A 13,632-nucleotide genomic window follows, 5' to 3' on the forward strand; every position below is an offset into this window, starting at 1 on the left:
GTCGTGAGGCGAGACTCCCACAGTCTCCCCAGTGCCCCACAACGTCACCACGATCAATGTAGCGTGTCCCCCAAAAGGGGGACATCCAAATCCGGGCATCTTGCGGAAATCTTGCGTTCTCCTTCACCGCCCGTTCAGGCGACCGCGCTCTCGCGGCCAGATCGAGCTCGTTGGAGTCGGCGGACGAAAGCCCGTGCTCGTGCGCGACTCGAGCTAGCTCGCGTCGCGACCGTCTCGTGCACTTCATCGACGGTGTGGTTGGCGAGAGAGGGAGCGATCGGAGGGCCGCTTGGCTCCTGGGCTCAGCGCCTCGCCAATGAGTTCTCGCTGGCCAGAGCGGCCACGGGCTAGAGTGATTCCGATTCCGGCCCTGAAAGTCGCCGCCGCGGTGCCCCCAGCATCATGGCCCGAAACCCCAGTGCCGGGCCGCGACCGCCCCCAGCGGTCATGGCGGTGAGGGCGAGGAATCAGGTCCCTCGGGTGCCGAGCACGGCACCCGAGGGACCCTTGCTGCGAAGTTCAGTGGCCCCAGATTCCCCAGAAGATCCCAGCTACTCCCCAGTGCACCATCCACGACTCCCCAGTCGTCGGAGGGCACTCCAAGATAACTCCGCAGCGGCGCTTTGTCCACCATTTGGGGGACACGGTTTGGCGGCATGTCAAGGCGGGTATTCCACAGTACGAATGCGGGGCGGCCGTCCCCCCGGATCGGCCCGCCCCGCGTCCCCGTCCGTCACGGCTTGTCGCCGAAGACCTCTTTCTCCATCGTGTCGTAGCCCTCTTCCTGCGGGTCGCGGTGCTCGCCGCCCGACAGGGCGTACTCCTCTTCGGGCGAGAGCACGAGGCGGTGGCGGAAGAAGAAGGCGAAGCCGGCGAGCAGTACGACGTACACGATGCCGATGGCGATGATCGCAGGCAGGAACGTCGGGTTCAGCAGGAAGCCGACGAAGATCAGCAGGGCGATCGCGGCGGCGATCACAGCGCCGGTGATGCCCCACGGGCTGAGGTACGGTCGCTCGGCGTTCGGGAACTTGCGGCGCAGGATGATGAACGAGACCATCTGCAGGAAGTAGGCGAGCACCGCTCCCCACACCGCGATGTTCAGCACGATCGCGCCCGCGACGCTGCCCGACCCGCCGGCGAACTCGATGATCAGGAGCGCCACGAAGCCGATGACCGCACCGACGACGAGAGCCACCCACGGCGTCTTGCGCTTGCCGGTCAGCGACAGGAAGCGCGGGTAGTAGCCGGCCCGCGAGAGCGAGTACATATTGCGCCCGTACGCGAACATGATGCCCTGCAGCGACGCGAGCAGTCCGACGAGTGCGAACAGGGCCAGCACGGCCGCGAGCCCGTCGCCGACGATCGCGCGGAAGCCGTCGAGCAGCGGCTCGGCCGCGACGCCGGTCGCTTCGGCTCCCAGGACCCCGGTGTTGAGGAAGAGCACAAGGAGGCCGGTGACGATGAGTGTGCCGCGGGCCCAGAAGCCGGCACGCGGGATGTCGCGGACCGGGTCGTGCGACTCCTCCGCGGCCAGCGGCAGCTCTTCGATGCCGAGGAAGAACCACATCGCGAACGGCAGGGCGAACAGGATCGGAAGCACGCCGTGCGGCAGGAACTCGGTCTGGCCCGGGTCGGGCGCGATGTCCCACAGGTTCGCCCACGAGAAGGCGCCCGAGAAGATCGCCATCACCGAGAAGACGAGGATGATGCCGATCGAGATGATCGAGACGACGATGGCGAATTTGAACGAGATCGCGGCGCCTGCGGCGTTCAGCGCGATGAAGACCAGGTACAGGATGATCCACCACACCCAGCCCGGCAGCGAGACGCCCAGAAGCTCGGATGTGATCGCGTCGGCGTAGGAGGCCGAGAAGAAGACGATGACGGCGGTGGTCGCGACGTATTCGATGGTCTCGGCGGCGCCGGTGATGAGGCCTCCCCAGGGCCCCATCGCCGACCGCGCGAAGGAATACGCGCCCCCAGTGTGCGGCATGGCGGCCGCCATCTCGCCGATCGAGAAGATCATCCCGTAGTACATCGCCACGAGGATGACGAACGCGATCAGCATTCCGCCGAAACCGGCGAAGTCGATCCCGAAGTTCCAGCCCGAGAAGTCGCCCGAGATCACCGCCGCGACCGCGAGCCCCCACAGCCCCCAGACACCGGCGGAGCGCTTGAGCCCTCGCCTCTCGAAGTAGTCCTGACCGGCGCGGGTATAGGTCGCCCCAGCGACCTTGGCCGAGTCCTCCCTCGCCGCGGGAGGATTGCTGGGCTGTGGTGCACTGCTCGCTTGGGACATCGGTCCTCCGGGAGTCGGATACGGACGTGCGCTCGGGTCGGCGCCACGATGCGCCTGCGCTGATTGTGGTGCCTATTGGTGGGCTGTGTCTACCTTTGAATCGAATTTCCCCATAGAGTGATCGCGTGAGCGCGGTTCGGGGGAACCGCGCTCGCGACGCGCAAGAAGCCGATAAGAGGAGGACGGATGCCGGGCAACCTCACCGTCGAGCAGCTGAACGACCGCATCGCGGCGGGCGAGATCGACACCGTCGTCGTGGCATTCGCCGACGCGCAGGGCCGTCTCTCCGGCAAGCGGGTCTCGGCCCGGCTGTTCCAGGAGGAAGTGCTGCCTCACGGCGCCGAGGCCTGCAACTACCTGCTCTCGGTCGACGTCGACATGAACACCGTCGACGGCTATGCCATGTCGAGCTGGGACACCGGCTACGGCGACATGATGCTGCGCCCCGACCCGGCGACGTTGCGCGTGCTGCCGTGGCACCCCGGCAGCGCATTCGTCATGGCCGACCTCACGTGGGAGAACGGCGACCCGGTCGCGCAGTCGCCCCGCGACATCCTGAACCGCCAGCGCTCTCGCCTCGCCGACCGGGGTCTCGTCGCCTACTCGGGCACCGAGCTCGAGTTCATCGTCTTCGACGACACCTACCGGGATGCCTGGGCCAAGGGTTACCAGGGGCTGACACCCTCGACCGACTACAACGTCGACTACGACCTGCTCGCGTCGGGACGGCTCGAGCCGCTGCTGCGTGACATCCGGCGGTCGATGGATGCCGCGGGCCTGTACACCGAGGGCGTCAAGGGCGAGTGCAACCTGGGCCAGCAGGAAATCGCGTTCCGCTACGCCGAGACGCTCGAGACCGCCGACCAGCACGCCCTGTACAAGAACGGCGCGAAGGCCATCGCCGACGCCCACGGCAAGTCGCTCACGTTCATGGCCAAGTTCAACGAGCGCGAGGGCAACAGCTGCCACATCCACCTGTCGGTGCGGTCGGACGAAGGCGAGCCGGTCATGGCCGGTGACGGCCGCCACGGCTTCAGTCCGTTCATGGAGCACTGGATCGCCGGCATCCTGGCCACCCTGCGCGAGTTCACGCTGCTCTACGCGCCGAACATCAACTCCTACAAGCGCTTCGCCAAGGGATCGTTCGCGCCCACCGGCATCGCGTGGGGCATCGACAACCGCACCTGCGCGCTGCGGGTGATCGGCCATGGCTCGTCGCTGCGGGTCGAGAACCGCGTGCCCGGCGGCGACGTCAATCCGTACCTCGGCATCGCTGCGATCATCGCGGGCGGCCTGCACGGTATCGAGCACGAGCTGCCGCTGCCCGACCCGCTCGCCGGCAACGCGTACACGTCGGGCGTCGACCACCTGCCGACGACGCTGCGTGAGGCCGCGCGGCTGTTCGACGAGTCGGCGATCGCCCGCGCCGCCTTCGGCGACGACATGGTCGAGCACTATCTGAACCAGGCGCGCATCGAGGTGGAGGCCTACGACGCCGTCGTGACGGACTGGGAGAGGGTGCGTGGCTTTGAACGGCTCTAGGCGTCCGGTGGTCGGCCTGACGACTTACCTCGAGCAGGCCAAGCAGGGGGTCTGGGACGTGCGCGCCGCCTTCCTCCCCGAGCAGTACTTCGACGCCGTCACCGCATCCGGCGGCATCGCGGTGCTTCTTCCACCGCAGTCGGGTCCGGATGCTGCCGCACCGGCGGTGCTCGACGGTCTGGACGGACTCATCCTCACCGGGGGCCTCGACGTCGACCCTTCGCTGTACGGCGCGGAGCGGCATCCGCTCACCGACGCTGCCCGGCCCGAGCGCGACGCGTGGGAGCTGGCGCTGTTCCGCGGCGCGGAGGAGCGGCGGATGCCGGTCCTCGCGATCTGCCGCGGGCTGCAGCTCGTCAACGTCGCGCGCGGCGGGACACTGCACCAGCACCTTCCCGAAGCCCTCGGCACCGAGCGCTACCGCGTGGGCGGCGGCGTCTTCGCGACGAACGAGGTCGCGGTGCAGGACGGTTCGCGGCTGGCCGAGCTCGTGGGCGGTGGGCCGATCGAGGTCCACAGCTACCACCACCAGGGCGTCGACCGGCTCGGCGACGGTCTCGTCGTGACGGCGCGCACCGACGACGGACTGGTGCAGGCAGTCGAGTCGGACGGCGACGGCTACCTCGTGGGAGTGCAGTGGCACCCCGAGGAGAACCGCGAGGATCGCCGGCTGTTCGCGGGACTCGTGGCCGAGGCATCCGTCTACGCCGAACGCCGACGTGAAGGAGCCCTGGCATGAGCGCCACCTTCACCCTGATCAACCCGGCGACGGCGCAGCCGATCGGCGAGGTCGCACGCGCTTCGGTCGACGAGGTCGACGCCGCCGTCGCGCGCGCCGTTGTCGCGCAGCGTGCCTGGGCCGGGCTGCCGCCGGTCGCCCGAGCCGACGCGCTGCGGTCGTTCGCCCGGGCGGTCGAGTCGCACGTCGAGGAGCTTGCGCAGCTCGAGGTGCGCAATTCGGGGCACCCGGTCGGTTCGGCCCGCTGGGAGGCCTCGCATGTCGCCCAGGTCCTGAACTTCTACGCCGGCGCGCCCGAGCGGCTGAGCGGGCAGCAGATCCCGGTCGCCGGAGGGCTCGACGTGACGTTCCACGAGCCGTACGGGGTCGTCGGGGTGATCGTGCCGTGGAACTTCCCGATGACGATCGCATCGTGGGGCTTCGCGCCCGCGCTCGCCGCCGGCAACGCGGTCGTGCTCAAGCCGGCCGAGCTCACCCCGCTCACGGCGATCCGGCTCGGCGAGCTCGCGCTCGAAGCCGGTCTGCCCGAGGGTGTCTTCCAGGTGGTGACCGGCTCGGGTTCGGTCGTCGGGCAGCGGTTCGTCTCGCACCCCGATGTGCGCAAGGTCGTGTTCACGGGGTCGACGTCGGTGGGGACGGATGTCGCGGCCGGCTGTGCACGAGAGCTCAAGCCCGTAACGCTCGAACTCGGCGGCAAGAGCGCGAACATCGTGTTCGCCGACGCCGACCTCGAGAAGGCGGCCGCCTCGGCGCCGGGCGCGGTGTTCGACAACGCCGGGCAGGACTGCTGCGCGCGCAGCAGGATCCTGGTCGAGCGCTCCGCGTACGACCGCTTCCTGGAACTGCTCGAGCCGGCCGTCACGGCGTGGCGTGTGGGCGACCCCGCACAGGAGGGGACCGACATGGGGCCCCTGATCTCGGCATCCCATCGCTCCACCGTCGAGGGATTTCTCGGCGGTGCCGACGTCGCCTTCCGCGGGTCGGCTCCAGACGGCGACGGGCCGCTCGGCGACGGATTCTGGCTGCCGCCGACCGTCGTGCTCGCCGAGCGCGGTGACCGTCTCGCGCGCGAGGAGGTGTTCGGGCCGGTCGTGGCGGTGCTGCCGTTCGACGACGAGGCCGATGCGATCCAGCTTGCGAACGACACGATCTACGGCCTGGCCGGCTCGATCTGGACCGAGAACCTCGGCCGCGCCGTGCGGGTCGCGCGGGGTGTGAAGAGCGGCGTGCTGTCGGTCAACTCGCACTCATCGGTGCGCTACTGGACCCCGTTCGGCGGCATGAAGGCGTCGGGCCTGGGCCGCGAACTCGGACCTGACGCAGCCGAGCACTTCACCGAGACCAAGAACGTCTTCTTCGCCACGGAATGAACACCCTCGCCCACCGCGCCGGCGCGCGACGAGATGAACGCATAGAGAGAGAACACGATGGATCTGACGCAGCGCCTGAAGGATCGGGTCGCCATCATCACCGGGGGCGCGTCCGGGATCGGGCTCGCGACCGCGCGGCGGTTCGCCGCGGAGGGAGCGAAGGTCGTGATCGCCGACCTCGACCCGCAGACCGGCGAGGACGCGGCATCCGACGTCGGCGGCGTCTTCCGCAGTGTGAACGTCGCCGACGAAGCGCAGGTCAACGACGTCTTCGACGGCGTCGCCGCGGAGTTCGGGCGCCTCGACATCGCGTTCAACAACGCCGGGATCTCGCCCGCCGACGACGACTCGATCGAGACCACCGAGCTGCCGGCGTGGGACAAGGTGCAGGACGTCAACCTCAAGAGCGTGTACCTGTGCTCGCGCGCGGCGCTGCGCCACATGGTGCCGGCCGGCAGGGGATCGATCATCAACACGGCGTCGTTCGTCGCTCTGCTGGGCTCGGCGACGTCGCAGATCTCGTACACCGCCTCCAAGGGCGGCGTGCTCGCGATGACCCGCGAGCTCGGCGTCCAGTTCGCGCGCCAGGGCATCCGGGTGAACGCACTGTGCCCGGGGCCGGTGAACACGCCCCTCCTGCAAGAGCTGTTCGCGAAGGATCCCGAGCGCGCGCAGCGCCGGCTCGTGCACGTGCCGATGGGCCGGTTCGCCGAGCCCGAGGAGATGGCGGCCGCCGTGGCGTTCCTCGCTTCGGACGACGCCTCGTTCATCACTGCGACCGCGTTCGTGGTCGACGGCGGCATCACCAACGCCTACGTGACTCCGCTATGAGCGGGGCCGTGGTTCGCAACTCAGTCCCGGCGGCCGCCGCCGGCGCTGCAGGCGGCGTGTCGTGGGTGAGGCCTCGCGCGCAGACTGCGTTGCGAACGGCCGGGGGGCGGCGATGACCGACGCGCCGCTGCACGAGGTGCGCAAGGCCGTGTACCGCCCGGTGCGCGAGGGCAATGCCCTCGAAGACACGATCGCCCGGCTGGTCCAGACCATCCGGCTCGGCGTGGTCGCGCCGGGCGAGTCGCTGCCGTCCGAGCGCGAGCTCGCCGTGCTGTACGCCGTCAGCCGCGACACCGTGCGGGAGGCGATCCGCGAACTCGCCGACACCGGATACCTGGTGCGGCGCCGCGGCCGGTACGGCGGCACGTTCGTCGCCGACCCGCTGCCGCAGGCGCCGCATCCTGACGACGTCGATGCGTCCGACCTCGAGGATGTGCTCGGCATGCGCCGCGTCATCGAGGCGGGTGCCGCCCGGGCCGCGGCTGCTCGCACCCTCGAACCGGCGGCCCGCGATGACCTGTGGGCACGGTACGAGGCGGTGGCCGCGGCATCCGAATCCGACTATCGCCGACTCGACACCCTGCTGCACCTGGCGATCGCCGAGATCGCCGGCATCCCGTCGCTCGTCGCGCTCGCCGCCGAGAATCGCGCCCGCGTGAACGAATGGCTCGACACCTTCCCGCTGCTGCGGCGCAACATCGAGCACTCGAACGCGCAGCACGAGCGCATCGTCACCGCGATCCTCGCGGGGCGACCGGATGCCGCAGAAACGGCGATTCTGGAGCATCTGGCCGGGTCCGAGGCCCTGCTGCGCGGCTTCCTCGCCTGACCGCCGCCAGCCGCCGACGCCTCGTCCGGGCGTCGTCGCCGAGGCCTCGCCGCCGAGCCGTCGCGAATGGCCGTGTGGGGGACCCCACATGCGGTCACATGCGACGGTTCGGCGCCCGCGCGGGCGCGGTCGCGGGAGAGGTGGGGCGGGATCGCGGAGACGACTCGATACCCTGGTGGGGTGGCAGGAAAGAAGCGTGCGAAGAAGGAACCTCTCGAGTTCCGCAACGTTCTGCTGAGTGACGCCCTGCAGACGCAGGACATGGCCGCCGTCGCCTTCGCGCTGCGACACGGACCCACGGTGGTGCCCTTGATGCGGCCGGGTCAGCGCGACGACCCGCGCGATGCCGGCGAGGTGTGGACCTACCGAGACCCCAAGAGCGGCGACGTCGCCCTGCTGCTGTTCAGCGACGCCGCGCATAAGCCCGCGACCCTGCCGCCGGGCGTCGCCCTGCAGTCGCCCGCTTGGCTGCGCACGTTCCTCGGCGCTCACGAGGACGAGATCACCACGGTGTTCTTCGACATCGCCGGTCCCCACCCGATGCAGGCATCCCCCACCGACCTCATCGCCGCTCTCGACGCCTGAACGGACGCGTCGAGGCCGCCGGATCGGCGAAACTCCGGGTTCTGGGTCGCGCCCGCTCCCTCGACTGTGGCACGCTCGCCGGATGGACTACCTCGTCGTGGGCATCGTGTGCGCCGCCGGTCTGGTCATCCCGCTCGCGCTCGGATACGCGCGCGTGCGGAACGATCGTCGTCCACGCGGTCGCTGACGCGGGCGGGGATCAGAAGTCCGGAGCCTCTTCCCCGGGACCGCTCCTCGTCCGGACTCGCACATCGGAAAGGGCGCTGCGCAGCTCTTTCGACCGGTTGTCGATGACGTCGCGATAGCCCAGACGAGCGGCTTCGGAGCGACGCTGCGCGGCCTGGGTCACCGGCCGGATCTCGCCCGCGAGGCTGAGCTCGCCGACCGCGGCGATGTGCCGCGGGATGGCGCGTTCGGTGACCGAGCCTGCGACGGCGAGGGCGATCGCGAGATCGGCGGCCGGTTCGGTGAAGCGCACACCGCCCACGGTGGAGACGTAGACGTCCTTGTCGGACGTCTTGATGCCGGCCTTCTTCTCGAGCACCGCCAGCACCATCGCCACGCGTGCGGCGTCGACGCCGTTGACGATGCGCCGAGGGTTGGGCGCCTTGGTCTCGATGGTGAGCGCCTGCACCTCGACGGGCATCGCCCGGCGGCCCTCGAGGGCGATGGCGACGCACGTGCCGGCCTCGGTGCTGCCGTGGCCGAGGAAGAGGGCGCTGGGGTCGGCGACCTCGGCGATTCCGGCGCCGGTCATGTCGAAGCATCCGACTTCGTCCGTCGGCCCGAAGCGGTTCTTGAGCGCGCGCACGAATCGCAGCGAGGTCTGCCGGTCGCCTTCGAACTGGCAGACGACGTCGACGAGGTGCTCGAGGATGCGCGGCCCCGCGATCGACCCGTCCTTGGTGACGTGTCCAACGATGATCGTGGGCAGACCGCGATCCTTGGCGACGCGGATGAGCGTGGCGGCGACTTCGCGGACCTGAGACGGATGCCCCGCCATGCCCTCCGACATCGCGGACGACACCGTCTGCACCGAGTCGACGATCAGCAGCTCGGGCTTCACTTCATCGACGTGTCCGAGGATCGTTGCGAGGTCGGTCTCGCTCGCCAGATACAGCTCGTCGTGGAGGGCACGCGTGCGCTCGGCGCGCAGCCGGACCTGGGCCGTGGACTCCTCGGCGCTCGCGTAGAGGACACGTCGCCCCGCTCGAGCAGCCTGCGCCGCGACCTCGAGCAGCAGGGTCGACTTGCCGACACCCGGTTCGCCCGACAGCAGGATCGCCGCGCCGGCGACCAGTCCGCCACCGAGGACGCGGTCGAACTCGCCGACTCCGGTCGTGCGCCGCGGCGCGTCGGTGGTGTCGATGCGGGTGATCGGCTGGGCCGAACGTCCCGCGCCGGGGGCGACCGGCGCGACTGAGCGCGTGAGTCCGGTGGGCTCGGATGACTCGACCACGGTGCCCCACTGCTGGCACTCGCCGCAGCGCCCCACCCACTTGAGCGTGGTCCAGCCGCACTCGGTGCACTTGTAAGGCGCTGACTGGGTGGATCGGCGCGCAGCGGGCATGGGATCAGCGTACGGGCGAGGGCGGACATCGATGGATGCCGCGACCGCGGGTGGCGGCATCCATCCGCTCCGACTGCCGGGTGGTCAGCCCAACGCTGCCGCGAGAGCCTCGAACACGGCAGGTGCCGGTACCTCGCCGGAGGGCAGCGGCACGTCGGTGTTCGCGACCACGACGATCGTGGCGTCCTCGTCGTAGCTGTGGAAGACCGACGTCGTGAACCCGGGGATGGTGCCCGAGTGCCCCCACCACCCGTCGGGACGCTCACCCCAGCCGATTCCGTAACCCGACTCGGCATCGTTCGGGGCAGGCGAGGACAGGATGGAGTCCCGGCGCAGCTGCTGCGTCTCTTCGTCCAGGACGCCCTCGCCCGTGAACAGCGCGTGCGCCCAGAGCGTCAGGTCGTCGAGGGTCGAGACCACCTCGCCGGCGGTCGATGCGAAGGACGGGCTCCAGTCCGTGGCATCCTCCACTGGTCCGGTCGGATTGCGCTGATTCGTCAGTCCGACGAGGTGGGGCTCGTCGATCGCGGCCGAGCCGCCGGGATACACCGTGTCTGCCATGTTCAGCGGCTCGAACAGTCGCTCGGCGAACACGTCGGCGATCGGCTGCTCGAGCACGCTCTCGATCACCATCCCCAACAGCACGTAGTTCGTGTTCGAGTACTTCCACACCTCGCCCGGCGCACCGTCCACCGGCAGCGTGTTTGATGCGTCGACGAGTTCCTGGGGAGTGAAGAGCACGAACGGGTCGCCGAAGTACTTGGCCTCCCAATCCGGATCGAGCGAGTAGGACGGGATGCCGCTGGTCATGTCGGCGAGCTGCCGCAGCGTCGCCGCGCCGTTGGGCGAGTCGGGAACGTACTGCGAGATCGGGTCGTCGAGCGAGACGAGCCCTTCCTCGACGAGCTGCAGCAGGATCGTCGCGGTCATCGTCTTGGTCAGGCTGCCGATCCGTGTGCGGTCGTCCGGGGCGGGTGGCGTGTCTCCGTCGGGCGCGGCCGATCCGGAGGTTCCCGTCCACGTGCCGTCGGCCGTCACGACGCGTGCGATCACGCCGGCGAACTGCTCGCCGCGCGTGTCGTCCAGGGCGGCTTGGAGCGCCGCCGCGGTGTCTGCGGGGAACTCCGCAGGCGCCTCGGTCGGAGTGGGCGTCGACGTGGCTGCCGGCGCCGCGCCGGAGCATCCGGTCACCGCCATCGCCGCTGCCAGCGCGAGAGCGAGCGCGCCGAGACGCATGCCGGACGTAAGTGTGTGTGTGCGCACGAGGACCCCCGAGTCGTGAATGCGCTTCGACGCTATCGAGCGCACATCGGCGACACAGGGGACCTGAGTCGCCGGTCTTCGCGATGGAGGGAGCGCGGGTCAGCGCGCCGAATGCGGGCGCTCCCGCGCGCCTCCGGCTCCGAGCGGGTCAGTGCCGCAGCGACTCGGCGACCTCACGCAGCGTCCCGGCGGAACGGTGGAACAGCTCGAGCTCGTGACCGTCGAACTGGGTCTCGCGGACCGGCACGGCGCCGGCGGCGCTGACGACCGAGGGCACCGACAGTGCGACGCCATCGACACCGTGGAAGTCGTGCAGCACCGGCGAGACCGGCATGACGGCGTGCTCGTCGTTCAGGATCGCCTCGATGATTCGTGCGCTCGACAGCCCGATCGCATAGTTGGTGGCGCCCTTGCCCTGAATCACCTTGTAAGCGGCATCGCGCACGTCGACCGCGATCCGGTCGAGCTCCTCCACCGTCATGCGGTCACCTCGCGGCGTCACCCAGTCGAGGATCGGCACCGTGCCGATCGTGGCCTTGGACCACAGCGGGAACTCGGTGTCGCCGTGTTCGCCGACGATGTAGGCGTGGACGCTCGACGTCGAGACACCGGCGCGTTCGGCGAGCTTCCACCGCAGCCGCGATGTATCCAGGACGGTGCCCGACGCGAAGATCCGCTCCGGGGGCAGGCCGGTCTCCTCCTGGGCCAGCACGGTCAGTACGTCGCACGGGTTGGTCACGATCACATAGATCGCGTCCGGGGCGGCTTCGAGCAGCTGCGGCATCATCTTGCGGATGATGCCCGCATTGACACCGGCGAGCTCGATGCGGGTCTGCCCGGGGTCCTGCTTGGCGCCCGCGGTGATCACCACCACGTGCGAACCCTCGACCACGGCGACATCGCTGCCACCGGTGATGTCGCTCGAACCGGTGAACTGCGTGCCATGGGCGAGGTCGAGCACTTCGGCTTCGACCTTCTGCGTCGCGATGTCGTACAGCGCGACGTGCCGGGCCGATCCGCGGATCAGCGCCGCATACGCCGCGCTGGATCCGACGCTGCCGGCTCCGACGATGGTGACTTTGGAGTTCTCGATCACGGCCATGCCGCCAGTCTTGCAGGGGTCCGGATGATCACGGTACAGCAGCCGTGCGCGGCCGGCGCGCGGCATCCGTTCCCCGTCTTCAGGCGGCGGGTTCGTCGTCGGGAGTGACCGCGTGCGGAGGGTTGCGGATGCCCAGGAACGAGACGATGCCGCCCCCGATCATGAGCACCGCCGTCACGATGGCGGCGCGGTGGAATCCGTCGAGGTCGAGCGAGCCGCCGACGATCGCGGCGAGCGCGGCGATCGTCAGGAGTCCCGCGACACGGGCGACCGCGTTGTTCACGGCAGACGCGATGCCCGAGCGCCCGGATTCGATGGCACCGAGGATGGCCGACGTCAGTGGGGCGACGGTGAGCGAGAGCCCGAGGCCCATGATGATCATGCTGGGCAGGACCTGCCACCAGTACGAGAACTCGGTGCCCACGGTGAGCAGAAGGAGGGCGCCGATCCCCATCGTGATCGGGCCCACGGTCATGAACAGGCGCGGCCCCCAGCGGCCGCTGAGCGCGCCGACTCGAGAACTGAGGAGGATGAGGAGGATCGTCATCGGCAGGCTGGCCAGCCCCGCGAGGGTCGCCGGAAGCCCTGCGCCCTGCTGCAGGTAGACCACCACGACGAAGCCGTTGAGCGACAGCGCGCCGTAGATGAAGAGAGTCGCGACGTTGCCCGTCCAGAAGTTGCGCACGCGGAACAGGTCGAGGGGCAGGATCGGGCTGCGCACGGACCGCTGCCGCAGCACGAAGCCGGTGAACAGGGCGAGTCCGGCGGCGAGCGGGATCCAGATCGCGGGCGAGGCCCACCCGAGGTTCGGCTGCTCGATGAGCGCGAACACCATCGCACCCAGGCCCAGCGTGCACAGAACGGCGCCGACCCAGTCGACCGAGGCATCCGGCTTCCGCACATCGCGGATGCCGCCACGTGCGAGCAGTATCAGCGTCGCCGCGATCGGCAGGACGTTGATGAGGAACACCAGCCGCCACGACAGCAGGTCGACGAAGACGCCGCCGATCAGCGGACCGACGATCATCGCGGTCGTCGTCATGGCTGTCCACGTGCCGATCGCGCGCCCCTGCGCCGGCCCGGTGAAGTTCGAGGTGATGAGGGCGAGCGAGCTCGGCACCAGGAACGCGCCGGCGGCGCCCTGCACCGCCCGGGCGATGATGAGGAACTCGGCGGTGGGTGCGGCGGCGATCGCGACCGACGCAATGCCGAAGCCGATGAGCCCGATGCGCAGCACGAGGACGCGGCCGTACGCGTCGCTCACCGATCCCGCGACGAGGATGAGGGCACCGAGGGTGATCAGGTAGGCGTCGACGACCCATTGCTGCGTGGTGAGTCCGCCGCCGAGCTCATCGCTGATCGCGGGCAGCGCCACGTTGACGACGGTGCCGTCGAGGAATGCCACGAACGAGGCGAGGATCGCGATCCACAGGACCGAGCGCTGTGTCGCGCTCATGCGCGACGTCGTCGCGAGAGGTTTGTCGGCCACGTGGTTACCG

The 13,632-nt window shown here is 69.6% G+C and carries 11 protein-coding genes; 6 read left to right on the forward strand and 5 right to left on the reverse strand.

Going from position 1 to position 13,632, the window contains the following annotated elements:
* Positions 1-733: 733 nt before the first annotated feature.
* Positions 734-2,302 carry an amino acid permease gene (locus tag ACLKM7_RS07975; RefSeq protein ID WP_436446617.1) on the reverse strand — a complete coding sequence of 523 codons (1,569 nt, stop codon included), beginning with the start codon at positions 2,300-2,302 and terminating at the stop codon, positions 734-736.
* Between the two features lie 186 nt (positions 2,303-2,488).
* On the opposite strand from ACLKM7_RS07975, the gene ACLKM7_RS07980 reads away from it, so the two are divergent.
* The 6 genes from ACLKM7_RS07980 to ACLKM7_RS08005 all read left to right on the forward strand — a co-directional run bounded on the left by ACLKM7_RS07980 (position 2,489) and on the right by ACLKM7_RS08005 (position 8,198).
* Positions 2,489-3,844: a glutamine synthetase family protein gene (locus ACLKM7_RS07980; RefSeq protein WP_436446618.1), complete on the forward strand. Its 1,356-nt coding sequence runs from the start codon at positions 2,489-2,491 to the stop codon at positions 3,842-3,844.
* A 7-nt stretch (positions 3,845-3,851) separates the two neighbouring features.
* Positions 3,852-4,583, forward strand: a complete 732-nt coding sequence (locus tag ACLKM7_RS07985) for a gamma-glutamyl-gamma-aminobutyrate hydrolase family protein (RefSeq protein WP_436446619.1) — start codon at positions 3,852-3,854, stop codon at positions 4,581-4,583.
* A complete protein-coding gene (locus ACLKM7_RS07990) occupies positions 4,580-5,953 on the forward strand; it encodes an aldehyde dehydrogenase family protein (RefSeq protein WP_436446620.1) in 1,374 nt (457 codons plus the stop codon). The genes ACLKM7_RS07985 and ACLKM7_RS07990 overlap by 4 nt, the downstream gene beginning before the upstream one ends.
* 57 nt (positions 5,954-6,010) lie before the next feature.
* Positions 6,011-6,784 (forward strand): 3-oxoacyl-ACP reductase, encoded by a 774-nt coding sequence (locus ACLKM7_RS07995; protein ID WP_436446621.1) that lies wholly within the window; start codon positions 6,011-6,013, stop codon positions 6,782-6,784.
* Between the two features lie 112 nt (positions 6,785-6,896).
* Positions 6,897-7,613, forward strand: a complete 717-nt coding sequence (locus ACLKM7_RS08000) for a FadR/GntR family transcriptional regulator (protein ID WP_436446622.1) — start codon at positions 6,897-6,899, stop codon at positions 7,611-7,613.
* A gap of 180 nt (positions 7,614-7,793) precedes the next feature.
* Positions 7,794-8,198, forward strand: a complete 405-nt coding sequence (locus ACLKM7_RS08005) for a dehydrogenase (RefSeq protein WP_436446623.1) — start codon at positions 7,794-7,796, stop codon at positions 8,196-8,198.
* Between the two features lie 199 nt (positions 8,199-8,397).
* Here the strand turns inward: ACLKM7_RS08005 and radA are convergent, their stop codons facing one another.
* The 4 genes from radA to ACLKM7_RS08025 all read right to left on the reverse strand — a co-directional run bounded on the left by radA (position 8,398) and on the right by ACLKM7_RS08025 (position 13,589).
* Positions 8,398-9,768, reverse strand: a complete 1,371-nt coding sequence (gene radA, locus ACLKM7_RS08010; RefSeq protein ID WP_436446624.1) for a DNA repair protein RadA — start codon at positions 9,766-9,768, stop codon at positions 8,398-8,400.
* An 84-nt stretch (positions 9,769-9,852) separates the two neighbouring features.
* The gene (locus ACLKM7_RS08015) at positions 9,853-11,031 is read right to left on the reverse strand and encodes a serine hydrolase domain-containing protein (protein ID WP_436446625.1); all 1,179 of its coding nucleotides are present in this window, start codon (positions 11,029-11,031) and stop codon (positions 9,853-9,855) included.
* A 148-nt stretch (positions 11,032-11,179) separates the two neighbouring features.
* Complete coding sequence (locus ACLKM7_RS08020; protein ID WP_436446626.1) at positions 11,180-12,133, reverse strand: L-lactate dehydrogenase; 954 nt, start codon at positions 12,131-12,133, stop codon at positions 11,180-11,182.
* A 79-nt stretch (positions 12,134-12,212) separates the two neighbouring features.
* Complete coding sequence (locus ACLKM7_RS08025) at positions 12,213-13,589, reverse strand: MFS transporter (RefSeq protein ID WP_436446891.1); 1,377 nt, start codon at positions 13,587-13,589, stop codon at positions 12,213-12,215.
* Positions 13,590-13,632 lie beyond the last annotated feature (43 nt).

The organism is Microbacterium sp. I2 (assembly GCF_051364985.1).
GTDB lineage: Bacteria > Actinomycetota > Actinomycetes > Actinomycetales > Microbacteriaceae > Microbacterium.